At 67.5% G+C, this 16,436-nt stretch carries 18 protein-coding genes, 1 other RNA gene and 1 pseudogene; 13 read left to right on the top strand and 7 right to left on the bottom strand.

Annotated elements, in window-relative coordinates; all coding sequences use genetic code 11:
• The first annotated feature begins 57 nt into the window (after positions 1–57).
• Both ACW17V_RS14285 and ACW17V_RS14280 read left to right on the top strand, forming a co-directional pair.
• Complete coding sequence (locus ACW17V_RS14285) at positions 58–1,653, top strand: ABC-F family ATP-binding cassette domain-containing protein (protein ID WP_492105749.1); 1,596 nt, start codon at positions 58–60, stop codon at positions 1,651–1,653.
• A gap of 111 nt (positions 1,654–1,764) precedes the next feature.
• Positions 1,765–2,844, top strand: coding sequence for an alkene reductase (locus tag ACW17V_RS14280; RefSeq protein WP_492105748.1), 1,080 nt, complete (start codon positions 1,765–1,767; stop codon positions 2,842–2,844).
• Here the strand turns inward: ACW17V_RS14280 and ACW17V_RS14275 are convergent.
• Positions 2,841–3,314 carry a DUF1203 domain-containing protein gene (locus ACW17V_RS14275; RefSeq protein WP_492105747.1) on the bottom strand — a complete coding sequence of 158 codons (474 nt, stop codon included), beginning with the start codon at positions 3,312–3,314 and terminating at the stop codon, positions 2,841–2,843. The two genes, ACW17V_RS14280 and ACW17V_RS14275, sit on opposite strands and share 4 nt — an antisense overlap.
• 114 nt (positions 3,315–3,428) lie before the next feature.
• Here ACW17V_RS14275 and ACW17V_RS14270 point away from each other — a divergent pair, with 114 nt between their 5' ends.
• Positions 3,429–3,815, top strand: a complete 387-nt coding sequence (locus ACW17V_RS14270; RefSeq protein WP_492105746.1) for a DUF1801 domain-containing protein — start codon at positions 3,429–3,431, stop codon at positions 3,813–3,815.
• Here the strand turns inward: ACW17V_RS14270 and ACW17V_RS14265 are convergent.
• Genes ACW17V_RS14265 through ACW17V_RS14255 form a run of 3 tightly spaced genes read right to left on the bottom strand, consistent with a single transcriptional unit; the run spans position 3,812 to position 5,693 of the window.
• Positions 3,812–4,258, bottom strand: a complete 447-nt coding sequence (locus ACW17V_RS14265; RefSeq protein ID WP_492105745.1) for a flagellar basal body protein — start codon at positions 4,256–4,258, stop codon at positions 3,812–3,814. The genes ACW17V_RS14270 and ACW17V_RS14265 overlap by 4 nt on opposite strands.
• Positions 4,259–4,260: 2 nt before the next feature.
• On the bottom strand, positions 4,261–4,581 hold the full coding sequence (locus ACW17V_RS14260; protein ID WP_492105744.1) for a rod-binding protein: 321 nt from the start codon (positions 4,579–4,581) through the stop codon (positions 4,261–4,263).
• Positions 4,581–5,693: a flagellar basal body P-ring protein FlgI gene (locus ACW17V_RS14255; protein WP_492105743.1), complete on the bottom strand. Its 1,113-nt coding sequence runs from the start codon at positions 5,691–5,693 to the stop codon at positions 4,581–4,583. The genes ACW17V_RS14260 and ACW17V_RS14255 overlap by 1 nt, the downstream gene beginning before the upstream one ends.
• 219 nt (positions 5,694–5,912) lie before the next feature.
• On the opposite strand from ACW17V_RS14255, the gene fliX reads away from it, so the two are divergent.
• From fliX to ACW17V_RS14240, 3 genes are all read left to right on the top strand, one after another.
• Positions 5,913–6,341, top strand: a complete 429-nt coding sequence (gene fliX / locus ACW17V_RS14250; protein WP_492105742.1) for a flagellar assembly regulator FliX — start codon at positions 5,913–5,915, stop codon at positions 6,339–6,341.
• 235 nt (positions 6,342–6,576) lie between these two features.
• Positions 6,577–7,005, top strand: a complete 429-nt coding sequence (gene dksA, locus ACW17V_RS14245) for an RNA polymerase-binding protein DksA (protein ID WP_492108802.1) — start codon at positions 6,577–6,579, stop codon at positions 7,003–7,005.
• Positions 7,006–7,147: 142 nt separating this feature from the next.
• On the top strand, positions 7,148–7,459 hold the full coding sequence (locus ACW17V_RS14240; RefSeq protein ID WP_492105741.1) for a GNAT family N-acetyltransferase: 312 nt from the start codon (positions 7,148–7,150) through the stop codon (positions 7,457–7,459).
• Between the two features lie 7 nt (positions 7,460–7,466).
• Here the strand turns inward: ACW17V_RS14240 and ACW17V_RS14235 are convergent, their stop codons facing one another.
• Positions 7,467–8,081 carry a pyridoxamine 5'-phosphate oxidase family protein gene (locus tag ACW17V_RS14235; RefSeq protein ID WP_492105740.1) on the bottom strand — a complete coding sequence of 205 codons (615 nt, stop codon included), beginning with the start codon at positions 8,079–8,081 and terminating at the stop codon, positions 7,467–7,469.
• A gap of 57 nt (positions 8,082–8,138) precedes the next feature.
• The gene (locus ACW17V_RS14230; protein WP_492105739.1) at positions 8,139–8,501 is read right to left on the bottom strand and encodes a response regulator; all 363 of its coding nucleotides are present in this window, start codon (positions 8,499–8,501) and stop codon (positions 8,139–8,141) included.
• Positions 8,502–8,899: 398 nt separating this feature from the next.
• On the opposite strand from ACW17V_RS14230, the gene ACW17V_RS14225 reads away from it, so the two are divergent.
• From ACW17V_RS14225 to ACW17V_RS14215, 3 genes are read left to right on the top strand one after another with little or no spacing between them, the layout of a single operon-like run.
• The gene (locus ACW17V_RS14225; protein WP_492105738.1) at positions 8,900–9,709 is read left to right on the top strand and encodes a crotonase/enoyl-CoA hydratase family protein; all 810 of its coding nucleotides are present in this window, start codon (positions 8,900–8,902) and stop codon (positions 9,707–9,709) included.
• Between the two features lie 4 nt (positions 9,710–9,713).
• Positions 9,714–10,367, top strand: a complete 654-nt coding sequence (locus tag ACW17V_RS14220) for a DUF3052 domain-containing protein (protein WP_492105737.1) — start codon at positions 9,714–9,716, stop codon at positions 10,365–10,367.
• A 39-nt stretch (positions 10,368–10,406) separates the two neighbouring features.
• On the top strand, positions 10,407–11,279 hold the full coding sequence (locus ACW17V_RS14215; RefSeq protein WP_492105736.1) for a DMT family transporter: 873 nt from the start codon (positions 10,407–10,409) through the stop codon (positions 11,277–11,279).
• A 128-nt stretch (positions 11,280–11,407) separates the two neighbouring features.
• Here the strand turns inward: ACW17V_RS14215 and ACW17V_RS14210 are convergent.
• Positions 11,408–12,906 (bottom strand): annotated as a pseudogene (locus ACW17V_RS14210) (flavin-containing monooxygenase); the annotation flags it as partial.
• A 163-nt stretch (positions 12,907–13,069) separates the two neighbouring features.
• Between ACW17V_RS14210 and ACW17V_RS14205 the strand changes: the two are divergent.
• The 4 genes from ACW17V_RS14205 to rnpB all read left to right on the top strand — a co-directional run bounded on the left by ACW17V_RS14205 (position 13,070) and on the right by rnpB (position 16,239).
• Positions 13,070–13,963, top strand: coding sequence for a DMT family transporter (locus ACW17V_RS14205; protein ID WP_492105735.1), 894 nt, complete (start codon positions 13,070–13,072; stop codon positions 13,961–13,963).
• Positions 13,960–14,685: an N-acetylmuramoyl-L-alanine amidase gene (locus tag ACW17V_RS14200; RefSeq protein WP_492105734.1), complete on the top strand. Its 726-nt coding sequence runs from the start codon at positions 13,960–13,962 to the stop codon at positions 14,683–14,685. Before ACW17V_RS14205 ends, ACW17V_RS14200 begins: the two co-directional genes overlap by 4 nt.
• A 262-nt stretch (positions 14,686–14,947) precedes the next feature.
• On the top strand, positions 14,948–15,562 hold the full coding sequence (locus ACW17V_RS14195) for an FMN-binding negative transcriptional regulator (protein WP_492105733.1): 615 nt from the start codon (positions 14,948–14,950) through the stop codon (positions 15,560–15,562).
• Between the two features lie 292 nt (positions 15,563–15,854).
• Positions 15,855–16,239, top strand: an RNA gene (gene rnpB, locus ACW17V_RS14190) — RNase P RNA component class A.
• Positions 16,240–16,436: the final 197 nt, after the last annotated feature.

Below are 16,436 nucleotides of genomic sequence, written 5' to 3'. Positions count from 1 at the left end.
TGATCAGCGCGACGGAAGACCTGTTCGTCCTTCCCGTTCCCCTGACCGTGAGCCCCCATGTCAGCCTTCATCACGCTGGACTCCGTCGCCGCCGCCACGCCTGACGGCCGCCGCCTCTTCGAAAACCTGACCCTCTCGATCGGGACCGAGCGCATCGGCCTGGTCGGCCGCAACGGCGTGGGCAAGTCGAGCCTGCTGGCCATCCTGGCCGGCTTGAGACCGCCCGCCGCCGGGGCCGTGACCCGCGTCGGCAGTGTCGCCCTGCTGGACCAGACGCCCGACCTGTCGACCGATGACCGGCTCGTCGCCCTGCTGGGCGTCGCGGCCGCGTGGGACCGTCTGAGCCGGATCGAGGCGGGGGAGGGCGACGAAGCCGACCTGTCCGAAGCCGACTGGGACCTGCCCGGCCGCATCGCCCAGGCCCTGGGCGACGTGGGTCTGCCCGACCTTGACCCCCAGCGCCCGGCGCGGTCGCTGTCGGGTGGCCAGGCCACCCGCGCGGCCCTGGCCCGGCTGCTGATCGCCCGGCCTGATGTGCTGTTGCTGGACGAGCCGACCAACAATCTGGATGCGCCGGCCCGGGATCTGGTGGGGCGGGTGCTGGCGCGCTGGAAGGGCGGGGCGGTGGTGGTCAGCCACGACCGGTCGCTGCTGCGCGGCATGGATCGCATTGTCGAGCTGTCATCGCTGGGCGCGCGATCCTATGGCGGCGGCTACGATCAGTTCGTCGCGCGCAAGGCCGAGGAGGCGGCCGCCGCCGAACGCGACCTCGACCACGCAGAGCGCGAGACCCGGCGCGTGGCGCGTGAAGCCCAGGTCGCCCGCGAGCGCAAGGATCGCCGCGATGCGGCCGGTCGGAAGTTCGCCGCCAAGCGCTCGGAGCCCAAAATCCTGCTGGGGGCCATGGCCGAGCGCGCGGAACTCAGCGGCGCGCGCGAGGGCAAGCTGGCCCAGCGTCTGGCGGCCGACGCCGCCGAGGCCAGGGCTTCGGCTGAGGCCCGGGTCGAGCGGATGAAGACCCTGGCCTTTGACCTGCCGCCGACGCACCTGCCGCCGGGCAAGACGGTGCTGGATTTCGATGCGGTGTCGTTCGCCTGGCCGGACGGGGCGGCGGTGCTCTCGGGCCTGTCGTTCCAGATCATCGGGTCCGAGCGCGTCGCCGTGGTGGGGCCCAACGGCGCGGGCAAGACCACCTTGATCCGGCTGGCGACCGGCGATCTGGCGCCCACCTGCGGCGAGATCCGGCGCGGCGTGGCTGCCGCCCTGCTCGACCAGCGGGCGGCGTTGCTGGCCGACGACCAGACCATTCTGGAGAACTTTCGCCGGCTCAACCCGGCCGCCTCGGTCAATGACGCCCACGCGGCCCTGGCGCGGTTCCTGTTCCGCAACACCGCCGCCCACCAGCTGGCTGGAACGCTGAGCGGCGGCGAGCGCCTGCGCGCGGCCCTGGCCTGCGTGCTGTGCGCCGAAACGCCGTCGCAGCTGCTGATCCTGGATGAGCCCACCAACCATCTGGACCTGGCCTCGATCGAGGCCATCGAAGCGGCGCTGGCGGGCTATGACGGGGCGCTGCTGGTGGTCAGCCATGACGCTGATTTCCTCGACGCGATCGGCGCGGAGCGGCGGATCGACCTGGGCGCGTCCAGTTTTTGACAGGGCAGGCTCAGGAGAATTGCACGCCCGGCTGGTTGTTTTGCTGCGGTGCGGCGCCACATCAGGCACTGGCGCCGCCAAGCGGCGCCGTATCCATTGAGGACGGCCTTCATGCCCACGCTTTTCGACCCGTTGCGCCTTGGCGACCTGGACCTGCCCAACCGCGTGATCATGGCGCCGCTGACGCGCCTGCGCGCCGGCCCGACCCAGATCCCCAACGCGATGATGGCCGAGTATTACGCCCAGCGCGCCAGCGCCGGCCTGATCATCTCGGAAGGCGTGCCGGTCTCGCCCCAGGGCGTCGGCTATGCCGGCGTGCCCGGCATCTGGTCGCAGGCGCAGGTCGAGGGCTGGAAGCAAATCACCCGCGCCGTGCATGACAAGGGCGGCCGCATCTTCATGCAGATCTGGCATGTGGGCCGGATCTCCGATCCCTCGCTGCTGAACGGCGAGACGCCGGTCGGCCCCAGCCCCATCGCGGCCAAGGGCCATGTCAGCCTGCTGCGTCCCGAGCGTCCCTATGCGACGCCCCGTCCGCTGACCACCGAAGAGGTCAAGGGCGTGGTCGAGGACTTCCGGAAGGGCGCGCAGAACGCCAAGGACGCGGGTTTCGACGGCGTGGAGCTGCACGGCGCCAATGGCTATCTGCTCGACCAGTTCCTGCAGGACGGCTCCAACCAGCGCACGGACGACTACGGCGGTCCGATCGAGAACCGCGCCCGCCTGCTGCTGGAAGCCACCGACGCGGCGATCTCGGTGTTCGGCCCGGGCCGCGTGGGCGTCCATCTGGCCCCGCGCGCCGACTCTCATGCCATGGGCGATAGCGATCTGGCGGCCACGTTCGGCTATGTTGCCGCCGAGCTGGGCAAGCGCGGCATCGCCTTCATCTGCGCCCGCGAATACCAGGGCGATGACAGCCTGGGCGTGGCGCTGAAGGCGGCGTTCGGCGGCGTCTATATCGCCAACGAGAAGTTCACCGGCGAAACCGCCAATGCGGCGGTGCAGGCCGGCCAGTACGACGCCATCGCCTTCGGCAAGGCCTATATCGCCAACCCCGACCTGGTCGAGCGCCTGCGGATCGGGGCCGCGCTGAACGCGCCGGTTCCGTCGACCTTCTACGGCCCCGACGCGCGTGGCTACACCGACTATCCGGCCCTCGACGACGTCGTCGCCGAAGCGGTCGCGGGCTAGGTCCCAGCGCGGTCTATCCGCGCCACGAAGCAGCCATGGGCGGCATTGTGAGCGTGCAGATAGGCCGCGCCAGGAACGGCCAGCTGCCGCTCCATGGCGTCTTCAAGGGCATCGCCAGTCGCCACCTCTGCGGCCAGCAGCAGCCCGTCATCGCTGAAGGCGCGCAGGGCGATGGGGCGGCCGCGCATTGCCGAAGGGATGGTGTCGCGGCCGGTCCAGGTCTCGACGGCGGCCTCGCTGACATAGATGGCGTAGGCCGACCGATACGGCGTGTCGGCCGGCTGGTGCTGGTGATTCAGCAGCAGCACGGTCTCGCCCGGTTCGGCGTCGCGCAGGCCGATCCGGCAGGGAAAGCCGGGCTTTGCCGTGGCGACGCGGCGGATGACCCCGCGCGCGGCGAGGGCCTCGGTGTCGAGGGCGAACAGGGGGCGGAAGTCTTCGACCGGCAGGCCGGAAATCGTGAAGGACATGGGGCGTCTCCAGAGGGCTGAACCAATGGCGCCTTCATGCCCCGGCCGCCGCCGGAGGCTCCACCCGATGCTTGCGGTCTGTTAGGCTGACGTCACGCGAAGCGGGGGTGAGGCGTGGCGAAGAAATCCGTATCCGTCGAAGATTATCTGGCGACGCTGGATTCGCCGGTTCGGGCGGACGTCGACGTCCTGCGCGCCATCGTGCTGAGCGGGCATCCCGGCCTGACCGAGGAGATCAAGTGGAACGCGCCCAGCTTCGCCCATGACGGCCAGGATCGCGTCACCCTGGGTCTGGACGGGAAGGGCGGATACCGGATCGTGCTCCATCGCGGCGCCAAGCCGCTGGATACCGCCGGCTTCCATTTCGACGACGAGGCGAAGCTGGCCAAATGGCCGACCCCGGACCGGGGCGTCGTCGCCTTGAAGGATCTGGCGGAGATCAACGCCAGGGGCGCGGCGATCTCACAGCTGATCGCCCGCTGGGTCGAAGCGACCCGCTAGGCCTTCTTGTTCAGCGTGATGGCGGTGCCGCTGGAGACCGGATTGTTCATCCGCGCGCCGGCGCCATAGCCCGAGGCGGGCGCGCGCTGGTTGGCGATCTCTTCGGCCACGGCCTTGACCAGGCCTTCGGTCACCGTGCGGGCGGCGTTCAGGGCGCGCGCCTGGCGGGCCAGGACGGCGTCGAAGGCCTCGGTGGCGCGCACCAGGCGCTGGCGCAGGGCGGCGTCGGCGCTGGAGATCAGGGCGATGTTGGCGCGCACCCGCGCGGACTCATGCCGATAGAGATTGGCCAGCTTGGCCGTCTCCTCGACATATTGCGCCGCGTCCTGCGGACGGCGGGCTTCGAAGGCCGTGGCCTCCTTGGCGATCAGGTCGGTCAGGCGCTCGGTCAGGATGACCAGCTGGTCGACGCGGTCGTTTGAATCGTGTGCGGCGAGGGCCATGACTAGTCCTTCAACCCTTGAAGCTTGAGCATTTCACGCTGGACGGTGCTGGCCAGACCGACGCCGCCGGCCTTGGAGACTTCCTTGGCCATGGACTCGGTCAGCAGCGACTTGAACATTTCCTCGCCCTGGCCGCCGCCGAACGGTTCGGCGGTTTTCACGCCCGCGAACATCGACTGCATCATCACCGACAGGAACGACGCCTCGAACTTCTGGGACGTCTCCTTAATCTGGCCGCGCTTCAGCATTTCGGCGCCCGAGGCGGGGCCGGCCGAGGCCTGGAGTCCGGTGACCGGCGGTGTCGTGAGGGTCAGGGCGCTCATCACATCACCTCGATATCGGCTTGCAGGGCCCCGGCGGCCTTAACCGCCTGCAGGATCGAGATCATGTCGCGCGGGGTGACGCCCAGCGCGTTGAGACCGCCGACCAGGCTTTTCAGCGAAGCGCCGGCGTTGAGGGTGATCAGCTGCTTGCCCTTTTCCTCCTCGACCTTGACCGCCGACTGCGGGACGACCGTGGTCTGGCCCTGGCTGAAGGGGGCGGGCTGGCTGACGGCCGGGGTTTCCTGGACCGAGATGGTCAGGTTGCCCTGGGCGATGGCCACCTGGCTGATGCGGACGTCGTCGCCCATGACGATGACGCCGGCCACCTCGTCGATGATCACCTTGGCCGGGCCGTCGGGCTCGACCTGCAGGTTCTCGATGGCGGTGATGAAGCTGATCATGTCCATGCCGGCCGGCGGGCGCACGGCGACGATGGTGGGGTTCTGGGCCTGGGCGCTGCGGGGGAACTGGCCGTTGATCACGTCGGCGATGCGGCGCGAGGTGGTGAAGTCGGGGTTGCGCAGGGTCATGCGCAGCTCGCCCATATTGACCATCTGGAAGCCGGTTTCCCGCTCGATGATGCCGCCGGCGGCGATCCGGCCGGCCGTGGGCACGCCCTTGGAGACCGAGCTGCCCGAGGCGCCGCCGGCCGAGACCGCTCCGGTCTGAACGCTGCCCTGCGCCACGGCATAGGTCTGGCCGTCCGCGCCCTGCAGGCTGGTGACCAGCAGGGTGCCGCCCAGCAGGTTCTTGGCGTCGCCCAGGGTGGAGACCGAAACATCGACCCGCGCGCCCGGGGCCGAGAAGGCCGGCAGGTTGGCGGTGACCATGACGGCGGCGACGTTCTTGGTGTTCAGATTGCCGTCGCGCACATTGACGCCCTGACGCTCGAGCATGGCCTCCAGGCTCTGCTTGGTCATGGGCGCGTTGCGCAGGCTGTCGCCCGAGCCGTTCAGGCCCACCACGATGCCGTAGCCGATCAGCTGATTGTCGCGAACGCCCTCGAACGAGACGATGTCCTTGATCCGCGACTTGGCGAACGCCGGCGCGGCGACCAGGGCGCAGGCCGTGGCGACGAGGGCGAAAACGGTGCGTAGACGTAAACGCGACATGGCTATCCTACCGTGGGGAGACGTCCCCACCCCGCTCCATGCCAAAAGCGGGCCAATCTCAAAGGCTTGAGTCGTAAGGCTTTGTGCGTTTCGTCGCAGGCGCGACGGCGCCCTTCGGCAGATTCTGCCCGGCATTAACCATACTTCAAGCGGCCAGGCTGATTATGATCTAGCGGCGAGGAGAGTGACTCGCCTCACGGACTATGGAGCGGCTTACCGATGAAGGTTTCGAGCACGGGGAGCGTAGGCGCGAGCGGCGCATCGCGGGCCAAGGCCTCGGGCGGCGGCTCAAGCTTTTCCCTGCCTTCGGTCAATGGCGCCAGCGGCGCGGCCAGCGTCGCCCAGGCGGGTGGCGTGGCCGGCATAGGTTCGCTGGATGCGCTTCTGGCCCTGCAGGCCATGGGCGACCCGCTGGAGCGCCGCAAGCGCGCCGTGAAGCGCGCCGACGGCATTCTCGACATTCTGGGTGAGGTGAAGATCGCCCTGCTCGACGGCGATGTCTCGACCGCCACCCTGGACCGGCTGACCCGCGCGATCCGCGAGCAGCGCGATTCGACGGATGATCCCCGGCTCGAAGGCGTGCTCAACGAGATCGAGACCCGGGCGGCGGTCGAAAAAGCCAAGCTCGAACAGGCACGGGGTGCCTGATGATCCGGCAGACGATCACGGACGATGTCCAGGATCGCGCCTCCAGCGAATTCAAGATGTTGCGCGCCGCGGTTTCGCGCGTTTCTGCATATCGCGCAGGCCGGGTTTACAGCCGACGACGCGAGTTGAGCGCCCCTGAACGCGCCACTCACGCGAGGTTCATTGAACGCGGCTATTCTTTTGGTATAAGCACCCGGCCTGACCAAGGCGGAGTTCATTGGGGCGTGAGGCGTTAATGCAAACGGCCACTGTTCTAGTCGATAAGAGTAACTATCGCCCTTCCGAGGGCGAGGAGTTCATGAATGAGCGTCAGCTTGAGTACTTCAAGGGCAAGCTGAACGAGTGGAAGGATGAGATCCTTCGCGAATCCCGCGAAACGGTCGCTCACCTCCAGAAGGAAACCGAAAATCACGCCGATCTGGCCGATCGCGCGTCTTCGGAAACTGATCGGGCGCTTGAACTGCGCACCCGTGATCGCCAACGCAAGCTGATCTCCAAAATCGACCAGGCCCTGCGCCGCATCGAGGATGGGTCGTATGGCTACTGCGAGGAAACGGGCGAACCGATCGGCCTGGCCCGTCTGGATGCTCGCCCCACGGCGACACTCAGCCTGGAAGCCCAGGAACGTCACGAGCGCCGCGAACGCGTGCACCGCGACGACTGATCGCCTTCAGGGGCGACCACTGTGTTTCGAAGCGGCTCCGGGCGAAAGCCCGGGGCCGTTTCTCGTTTGCGCGCTCGCCTGGTCAGCCAGGAGTGGTTATGCGTCGATCGACCCAAGACGCCTTTCGCGAGGAACGCCGCCCATGGCCATCGACCCAGAGATCCACGACAACCGCGAAGCCCGCCGGTATGAGCTGACCGTCGAGGGTCATACCGCCGTGGTGATCTATAACGAGGTCGGCGGCGGGCTGCTGATCACCGAAACCATCGTGCCGGTCCCGGTCGAAGGCCAGGGCATCGCCAGCCGAATGGCCAAACACGTGCTGGCCGATATCCGCGCGCGCGGCCTGGTGATCCTGCCGACCTGCCCCTTCTTCGCGCGCTATCTTCAAAAGCATCCGGCGGAGTACGCCGACATCGTTCACCCCAGCTATCGCCTCGCCCTGGGGATCTGACGCGGCCTCACCACATCGTCTTGGCCGCGCGTTCGGGCCATTCGCGGTCATAGGTCTCGCCGCCGACCTCTCCGGCGGTCATCGCCGCCAGGATCGCGCCGGGCGAGGGCAGGGCTCTGGGATCGACGTGGCTCTCGGCCTTCCAAAGGCCGGACCGCACGATGGCGCGGGCGCACTGGAAATAGGCTTCCTCGACGGTGATCACCATCGCGGTGCGCGGCGCCTTGCCGTCGACGGCGAAGCTCTCCAGCAGCGCCGGATCGGCGCTGATCACCGCCCGCCCATTGACCCGGAAGGTCGTGCCAGAGCCGGGGATCAGGAACAGCAGGGCCACCCGAGGATCGCGGACCACGTTGCGCAGGGAGTCGATGCGGTTGTTGCCGCGCCGGTCTGGCAGGATCAGGGTTTGCGGATCGGCCACCCGCACAAAACCCGGCCTGTCGCCGCGCGGGCTGCAATCCAGGCCCTCGGGGCCGATGGTGGCCAGGGCCACGAACGGGGAGGCCTCGATCAGCGCCTGGTAATGCGGCGTGATCCGGGACGCCACCTTGACCAGCGAGGCCGCGACGGGGGCGATGTCATAGAGGGCTTCCAGCGCCTCCAGGCTGTCGATCACGCTCATCTGGCCCTCCGCAACGGCCCGTCGAGCCTAGTCACACAAGGGCGGGCGTGGAAGGCGTCAGGACGAAAAGGCCCGGGCGCAGGCCTCGGCCAGGCGGCGGGGCGATATCGGCTTGCCGACCACCGGCGGCTCGCGCCCCAGCAGCAGATCCGAATTGCCGGTGACATAGACCACGGGGATCGCGCCAAGCTGTTTGTGAATGGCCTCCACCGCTTCCACGCCCGTGCCGCCGATGATGCGGTAGTCGGCGGTGATCAGATCGGGGGGGCGGGCGATGGCCATGGCCAGCGCGTCCTGAGGGCTGTCGGCGATGTCGAAGCTGGTGAAGCCCTGCTCGGCCAGTAAGGCCTCTACCTCGAAGGCGATCAAAATCTCGTCCTCGATGATCAGGGCGTGTCGGGCCTTCATGTGCACGGTCATTCGCCGCTGCTTTCTTTATCGTCCCGCGATGATTCAACGCTCGCGCGAGGGCCTATGCCAGTCGCGTTTTCGTGATTTGGCCTCTCAAGACCCGTTCTGCGTACGGTTTTGGACATCGAGGCCGCAGAATCTCTCGATTCTGGGAAAAAGTGGACGCCTGAAGCGCCGGAAAGACCGTCAACCCGTTGGGCAGGCCGGTTTCGGGCGCGGTTCGCGGCGGCCGGGCCGGTGGGCGGATGGGTCCATGGTCGTCGGCGGGCTTTCGCGTCTGGGGAGGCGACGCGGCGGGGCGATCCGCGCTATGCAGGCAAAAAACCAGGGCGTGACAGTCGAAAGCGGATGCCGGTTTCGGCGCCTGTCACGCTCCAGGCCTAGTCCATTGCAGGAGCGCTCCACCCATGTCGCAAGACGCCCCCCTGATCCTGACCGAGAAACGCGGTCACATCGCCATCCTCACCCTCAACCGTCCCGACGCCATGAACGCCCTGGGCGCGCCGGGCGACGGCGACCAGGTGGCGGCCGCCTGCGAGGCGATCAATGACGACCAGGACATCCGCTGCGTGATCCTGACGGGCGCGGGCCGGGCCTTCTCGGCCGGCGGCGACGTCAAGGCGATGAAGGCCCGCGAGGGCGCCTTCGGCGGCAACGGCGTCAAGGTCCGCGACGGCTATCGCAAGAACATCCACCGCATCGTCCGGGCCATCTACGGCCTGGAGGTTCCCTCGATCGCAGCCGTCAACGGCGCGGCCATCGGCCTGGGCTGCGACGTGGCCTGCATGACCGACATCCGCATCGGGGCCGACACCGCCAAGTTCGGCGTCACCTTCCTGAAGCTGGGCCTGATCCCCGGCGACGGCGGCGCCTGGCTGATGCCGCGCACCATCGGCATGAGCCGCGCGGCCGAGCTGCTGTTCACCGGCGACGTCATCGACGCGGCCAAGGCCGCCGAATGGGGCCTGATCAGCAAGGCGGTTCCCGCGGACACCCTGATGGACGAGGCCATGGCCCTGGCCACCCGCATCGCCGCCCAGCCGCCGCACGCCCTGCGCATGGCCAAGAGCCTGCTCAAGCACGGCACGACCGCCAGCTATGACACCCTGATGGAAATGAGCGCGACCGCCCAGGCCATCGCCCACCACACCGAGGACCACATGGAAGGCGTCGACGCGATCCTCGAAAAGCGCGCTCCGGTCTTCAAGGGCGCCTGAGGTCATGGGCAAGGAAGCGCGGGGCGTCTGGGGCCACCTGTCGGACGGGGACTGCGAGGGAAAGCTCCTGTGGGAGTTTCCCAAGCTGATCTTCCGTGGGGCCCATCGCGGCATCTTTCAGGGCCACGCCCTGCGCTACATCAAGGTCGAGGGCAACGACCTCGTCCTGAACGACGGCACCCGGTTCGAGATGGAGCCGGGCGAGGCCGACAGGTGGCTGCATGCCATCCTCAATCCGCCGGGGCGGCTGGACAAGCTGGGCGTCAAGCCGGGCCAGACCGTCGTGGTCCTGGGTCTGGAAGACGAAGAGTTCCTCGAGGAGCTGTCGACCCGTGTCGAACCGGTCGAGGCCGAGGAGAACATCGATCTGCTGTTCCTGGGCGTCGAGGATCTGGCTGATTTCGATCAGCTGGAAGACCTGATCGGCGGGCTGGGCCCCAAGGGCGCGATCTGGATCGTGGCCCAGAAGGGCAAGGGCGCGCCGCTGAAGGACACCGAGATCCTGGCCGCCGCGCGCGGGCAGGGCCTGGTCGACACCAAGGTCTGCAGCTTCTCCAAGACCCACAGCGCCCTGCGGTTCGTCAAGCGCAAGGCGGGGCCGCCGGCGGCGTCGAAGCCGGTCGAGGATGACGAGGCGGACTTCGACGACGAGGTCTGAGGTCTCGCCAATCCCCGTCGAATACGGCAGGAAGCGGCCATGAACCGCTTCGCCATTCTCGCCCTCGTCCTGGCCGGGATCTCCTGGGGCCTGGGCTTTCCGTTGGGCAAGCTGATCCTGCACGAGACGGACGCCGCCCACATGGTGCTGTTGCGGTTCGCCTCGGCGGCGGTGGTGGCGGCGCCCTTCGCGCTGATGACCGCAGAGGCGCGGGCCCTGTTCCGCTCGCCGGTGGTGCTGCTGGCCGGGGCGCTCTACGGCGTGGCCTTCATGGTGCAGTTCGAGGGGCTGGCGCATGTCAGCGTCACCCTGGCGGCCCTGCTGGTCGGCGCCATGCCGGCCCTGATCGCCATCAGCGCCCGGTTCTTTGGCGAGACGGTCAGCCGGGCCTCCTGGGCGGGCGTGATCGCCGCCACCCTGGGCGCGGCCCTGATCGCCGGCAAGCCCGATGGTGCGGGCTCGCCGCTGGGCGTGGCCCTATCGCTGGGCTCGCTGTTCATCTTCCTGGCCTGGCTGATCGTGATGCGCCGCGCGCCCAAGGTCTCGGCGCCGATGGCCATTCCGGCAGCGACGGTGATCGTGGCGGCTTTCACCGTCCTGCCCATCGCCCTGCTGATGCACGGCCCGCCGAAGCTGGACCTCAGCCCCGTCGCCTGGGGCAGCATCATCGGCCAGGGCGTGGTGGCGACCCTGCTGGCCACGGCCGCCTGGCAGTACGGCTCGGCCCGGGTCGGCGCCGCCAGCGCCGGGGTGTTCATCAATATCGAACCGCTGATGGGCGCCGCCATCGGGGTGATGCTGTTTGGCGACCACCTGACCGTGGCGCTGTGCGCCGGCGGTCTGCTGATCGTCGCCGGCAGCTTCGCGGTGGTGATGGGGGAGGGGAAGGCGGCCGAGGTTGAAGCTGTCTAGGCCACACTCAAAATCCGCTCTCCCCGGCGAAAGCCGGGGTCCAGATTCAGCCTGAGCGTTTGGGGATGACGCGCCTCTTGCCCCCGCCCTTTCGACACTGCTCTGGGCTCGATCTGGGCCCCGGCTTTCGCCGGGGAGAGCGGGAAAGGGGGAGGCGCTAAGCCGCTTCCTTCGCCTTCTTCTTCTCGAACTTCATTGCCCCGTCGTCCACCTTGCCCAGCTTCAGCGCCATCAGGTCGAGCGCGTAGTTCTGGTAGGCCTTCCAGGGCTTCTTGACGCCCTGCTTGGGGAACTTGGCCATGGCCCGCTGGACGTAGCCCGACGAGAAGTCCAGCCAGGGCTCGACCTCCATGCCGGCCTCGTCCAGGCGCGGCACGCAATAGGCCAGGCCGTTGCGGTCCATGTGGTTGATCAGCTTGCAGACATACTCGCTGGTCAGGTCCGCCTTCAGCGTCCACGAGGCGTTGGTGTAGCCGAAGGCCGAGGCCAGGTTGGGCACGTCGCTGAACATCATGCCCTTGTAGCTCATCGCCTTGGACAGATCGGCCACCTTGCCGTCGACCACCAACTCCATGCCGCTGAGCAGCTGCATCTGCAGGCCCGTGGCGGTGACCACGATGTCGGCGTCCAGAGTCTTGCCGGACTTCAGTTTCAGGCCGGTGGGGGTGAAGGTCTCGATATGGTCGGTGACCACCGAGGCCGTGCCGGCCTTGAGGGCGTCGAACAGGTCGGCGTCGGGCACCAGGCACAGGCGCTGGTCCCAGGGATTGTAGCTGGGGGTGAAGTGGGTCTCGACGTCATAGTCGGGCCCGAGGTGCCCGCGCACCAGATCGATCAGCTGGGCCTTGGTCTTTTCCGGCTTCTTGCGGGCGATGTTGAAGAACAGCATCTGCATCAGCACGTTCTTCCAGCGCGTGATGCCATAGGCGGTCATGGCCGGCAGCTTCGCCCGCAGCCAGTTGGCGATGCCGTCCTCGGCCGGGCGCGACACCACATAGGTGGGTGAACGCTGCAGCATGGTGACGTGGCTGGCGGTCTTGGCCATTTCCGGCACCAGGGTGACGGCGGTGGCGCCGCTGCCGATCACCACCACGGTCTTGCCGGCATAGTCGACATCAGCGGGCCAGTGCTGGGGGTGCACGATGCGGCCGCCGAAGCTGTCGACGCCGGCGAAGTCGGGCGTGTAGCCGGCCGCGTAGTCGTAATAGCCCGCGCACATGTAGAGGAAATTGCAGCTGAAGCTGACGCGCTTGCCCGCGTGCTCGGCCTCGACCGTCCAGGTGGCGGTCTCGGAGGACCAGCTGGCGCGTTTGACGTGGTGGCCGTAGCGGATCTTGCTGTCGATGCCGTACTCGGCGGCGGTCTCGCGCACATAGTTCAGGATCGACGGACCGTCGGCGATGGCCTTGGCCTGCCGCCACGGCTTGAAGGAATAGCCCAGGGTGTACATGTCGCTGTCGGAGCGGATGCCGGGATAGCGGAACAGGTCCCAGGTGCCGCCGATCGCCTCGCGCCCTTCCAGGATCGCATAGGTCTTGCCCGGGCAGTTGGCCTGCAGGTGATAGCCCGCGCCGATGCCGGACAGGCCCGCGCCCACAATCAGAACGTCGAAGTGCTCGGTCGCCATGCCGTATCCCGCCCCCTGATCGATGGTCCGGCTGTTCCGGACGCCTTGGTATCTGATCAGTGTTCACCAACAAACGACCGTTTCGACGTAGCGTCAACCGCGTCGCGTCGACGCGACGTCGGTTTTCATTGCGCACGGTCCTCTCTCGCGCGTATTGCGGGGCATGTCCCTGCGCGATTTCGGCGTGCTGATCCTGATCTGTCTGGTCTGGGCCGGCAACAACATCATCTCCAAGATCGTGGTCGCCCACTGGGGCGTGCCGCCGCTGGCCTATGCCTCGGTGCGGTTCGCGCTGGTGGCGCTGGTCACCCTGCCGTGGCTGCTCCCGGCGCCGCGACCGGTCTGGCGGCTGATCCTGGTGGCCCTGCTGATGGGCGCTGGCAATTTCGCGCTGCTGTTCATGGGCTTCAAGACCGCCTCGCCGTCGGCGGCCTCGGTGATCATCCAGCTGGGCGTGCCGTTCACGACGATCCTGTCGGTCATCATCCTGGGCGAGCGCATCCGCTGGAAACGCGGTCTGGGCATCGCCCTGACCCTGTCGGGCGCGGTGGTGGTGATGTGGAGCCCGCACGGCCTGGAGCTGTCGGCCGGTCTGTGGTTGATCGCGGCGGCGGCCTTCACCGGCTCGCTGGGCGCGGTGATGATGAAGCAGATGGAAGGCGTTCGGCCCCTGCAGTTTCAGGCCTGGGTCGGCTTTTCCTCGTTCCTGCCCCTGGCCCTGATCAGCGCCCTGACCGAGCCCGGCTCCGTTCCCGCGGCGATCAACGCCGGCTGGCCGTTCGTGGCGGCGGTGGTGTTCTCGGCCCTGGTGGTCTCGGTGGTCGGCCACACGGCCTATTACGGCCTGATCCAGAAGTACGAGGCCAATCTGATCGCGCCCTTGACGCTGATGACGCCGCTGATGACCATCGCTCTGGGCGTCCTGATCACCCATGATCATTTCGACCTGCGCATGGGTGTCGGCGCGGCCCTGGCTTTGCTAGGCGTTCTGGTCATCGCCCTGCGCAAGAACCAGGTGATGCCCCTGCTGATGTCTATCCGGAACCGCGTCCAATGACCCTGCCGCTGATCGAGGCGCCGTCGCCCAATTTCGACGCCCGCAAGGCGGTGCCCGACTGCGTCATTCTGCACTACACGGGCATGGAAACCGGCGAGGCCGCGATCGAGCGCCTGCGTGATCCGGAAGCCAAGGTCTCGGCTCACTATGTGGTCGAGGAAGACGGCCGCATCTTCCGCCTGGTGGCCGAGGAGCGCCGCGCCTGGCACGCCGGGGCCGCGTTCTGGAAGGGCGTCAAGGACATCAACTCGGCCTCGATCGGCATCGAGATCGTCAATCCCGGCCACGAGTTCGGCTATCGCGCCTTTCCCGACGCGCAAGTTTCCTCGGTGATCAACCTGCTGGCCGACGTGCGCTCGCGCTGGATGATCTCCGATAGCCGCATCCTGGGCCATTCCGACATCGCCCCGGCCCGCAAGGTCGATCCGGGCGAGCTGTTCCCGTGGAAGCGCCTGGCCGAGAGCGGCCACGGCCTGTGGATCGAGCCGCCACCGTCGCCTGGCGCGCCGCTGGGCGAGGGCGAGGAGGGCACGGGCGTCTTCGCCCTGCAGGCCGGCCTGACCCGTCTGGGCTATGACTGCGCCCCGACCGGCAAGTACGACGCCTGGACCACCACCGTGGTCAGCGCCTTCCAGCGCCATTGGCTGCAGACCCGCTTCGACGGCATCGCCGACGGCGAGACCCGGGCGCGGCTGGTCGGCCTGCTGCGGGCGGGCGACTGATGAAGCCTTCGACGATCTACGTCGTGGGAATGATGGTTTGCGCGGGGGCTCTTCTATTGCCTCCGGCGATTGGTTGGCGGTACGCCAGTATCTCGATGCCTGTTTCGGTGTTCGCGGCTTTCGCAGTGATGTGGTTTTCACGCTGCCGAGCGTGCGGTTTGCCAGTCTGGTTGCGCGACCAGGGCCCCAAGGCAGGGTTGTTTCGGTACTGGTTCGTAAGTTGGCCGCCCCGCAACTGTTCACGCTGCAACGCTGAAGTTTGATGCACCCCGCCAAATCCTTTCATGTCGAAGATCGCGAAACGCTGCTCGCCTTCCTGCGCGAGCATCCGTTCGTGACCCTGGCCGCCAGCGTCGGCGGCCGTCCGATGATCGCCCAGGCCCCGGTCGTGGTGCGCGAGCTGGCCGACGAGCTGGTCATCGACTTCCACCTGTCGCGCGGCTCGATCCTGACGCCGCATCTGGTGCAGGGCTTCCGCGCCGTGATGCTGTCGACCGGGCCCGACGCCTATGTCAGCCCCGACTGGTACGAAAGCGCCGATCAGGTGCCGACCTGGAACTACCTCTCCGTCGAGGCCGAGGGTTCTGTCGCAGTACTGGACGAGGCCGAACTGATCGCCCAGCTCGACAGCCTGTCCGAGCAGGAAGAAGCGCGGCTGGCGCCCAAGCCGCTGTGGACGCGCCACAAGATGGCGCCTGGCAAGTTCGAGGCGATGCTGCGCGGCATCATCGGCGGGCGGCTGTTCGTCGACCGCCTGGAGGGAACCTTCAAGCTGTCGCAGAACAAGAACGAGGCGGATCGGCTGGGCGCGGCCAGGGGGTTGGGGAAGCATCCGCTGGCGAAGCTGATGCGCGCCAAAACAACCCCTCTCTCATAGAGAGAGGGAGGGGCCCATGCGCAGCATGGGAGGGTGAGAGGTTTCACCCTCTGCCGGAAAGTCCCTGACACTTCCGCTGCGCTCAAGAGTGAGTTCTAGAATCCATCTTTTGGCAGGCCTTCACCACGCGCCGCCTTCGCCGGAGCTCCGTTCTGAGAGTTTGTAACCTCTCACCCTCCCACCGCTTCGCGGCGGGCCCCTCCCTCTCTCTATGAGAGAGGGGTTCCGAGGGCCGCTTTTGGCGGATGAAAAGTTGACCTCCGCCCCATCCCCCGTCAAACACCGTCCCGGACCAGACGGTCGGGCGGTCGCGGCTTTCGCAAGAAGGTCGAGGAAAGTCCGGGCTCCACGGTGACAAGGCGGCGGGTAACGCCCGCCGGGAGCGATCCCAGGGATAGCGCCACAGAAAGCAAACCTCCTCCCTTTCGAGGGCGGGAAGGGTGAAAGGGTGGGGTAAGAGCCCACCGCGGACCTGGCGACAGGGACGGCATGGCAAGCCCCGCCTGGAGCAAGACCGAATAGGGACCCCGCGCCGACCTCGCGTCGGATAGGCCGTCACTGGCTGAGAAGGGTCCGGGTAGGTCGCGAGAACCGTCCAGCAATGGGCGGTCCAGAGGAATGATCGTCGCGCGCCGTAAGGCGTGGCACAGAACCCGGCTTATAGACCGTCTGGTCCGTCTCTCTCCCGACCCCCAAAGGGCGGGGAGGGGCGGATCGTCCACATCCCCTCATGACCAAGAGTCCAGACGCCTTGCGGCGCACGGCTTTGACCCGCCGCAACACTTAACAGTTCTGTGTATGTTCTGTTGATGGCTTGTGACCGCAAGTCACGAGGCGGTGCGACATCTTTGTTTTCGCGGCAAAATGCCCGCCG

The sequence above is a fragment of the Caulobacter sp. FV2ye17ST genome, from assembly GCF_058680955.1.
This window is presented reverse-complemented; position numbering and strand designations above follow the sequence as displayed.

Bases quoted from the DNA above. Each gene is read 5' to 3' on its own strand.
- ACW17V_RS14285 (WP_492105749.1), top strand. From the start codon at position 58: ATGTCAGCCTTCATCACGCTGGACTCCGTCGCCGCCGCCACGCCTGAC.
- ACW17V_RS14280 (WP_492105748.1), top strand. From the start codon at position 1,765: ATGCCCACGCTTTTCGACCCGTTGCGCCTTGGCGACCTGGACCTGCCC.
- ACW17V_RS14275 (WP_492105747.1), bottom strand. From the start codon at position 3,314: ATGTCCTTCACGATTTCCGGCCTGCCGGTCGAAGACTTCCGCCCCCTG.
- ACW17V_RS14265 (WP_492105745.1), bottom strand. From the start codon at position 4,258: ATGGCCCTCGCCGCACACGATTCAAACGACCGCGTCGACCAGCTGGTC.
- ACW17V_RS14260 (WP_492105744.1), bottom strand. From the start codon at position 4,581: ATGAGCGCCCTGACCCTCACGACACCGCCGGTCACCGGACTCCAGGCC.
- ACW17V_RS14255 (WP_492105743.1), bottom strand. From the start codon at position 5,693: ATGTCGCGTTTACGTCTACGCACCGTTTTCGCCCTCGTCGCCACGGCC.
- fliX (WP_492105742.1), top strand. From the start codon at position 5,913: ATGAAGGTTTCGAGCACGGGGAGCGTAGGCGCGAGCGGCGCATCGCGG.
- dksA (WP_492108802.1), top strand. From the start codon at position 6,577: ATGCAAACGGCCACTGTTCTAGTCGATAAGAGTAACTATCGCCCTTCC.
- ACW17V_RS14240 (WP_492105741.1), top strand. From the start codon at position 7,148: ATGGCCATCGACCCAGAGATCCACGACAACCGCGAAGCCCGCCGGTAT.
- ACW17V_RS14235 (WP_492105740.1), bottom strand. From the start codon at position 8,081: ATGAGCGTGATCGACAGCCTGGAGGCGCTGGAAGCCCTCTATGACATC.
- ACW17V_RS14230 (WP_492105739.1), bottom strand. From the start codon at position 8,501: ATGACCGTGCACATGAAGGCCCGACACGCCCTGATCATCGAGGACGAG.
- ACW17V_RS14225 (WP_492105738.1), top strand. From the start codon at position 8,900: ATGTCGCAAGACGCCCCCCTGATCCTGACCGAGAAACGCGGTCACATC.
- ACW17V_RS14220 (WP_492105737.1), top strand. From the start codon at position 9,714: ATGGGCAAGGAAGCGCGGGGCGTCTGGGGCCACCTGTCGGACGGGGAC.
- ACW17V_RS14215 (WP_492105736.1), top strand. From the start codon at position 10,407: ATGAACCGCTTCGCCATTCTCGCCCTCGTCCTGGCCGGGATCTCCTGG.
- ACW17V_RS14205 (WP_492105735.1), top strand. From the start codon at position 13,070: ATGTCCCTGCGCGATTTCGGCGTGCTGATCCTGATCTGTCTGGTCTGG.
- ACW17V_RS14200 (WP_492105734.1), top strand. From the start codon at position 13,960: ATGACCCTGCCGCTGATCGAGGCGCCGTCGCCCAATTTCGACGCCCGC.
- ACW17V_RS14195 (WP_492105733.1), top strand. From the start codon at position 14,948: ATGCACCCCGCCAAATCCTTTCATGTCGAAGATCGCGAAACGCTGCTC.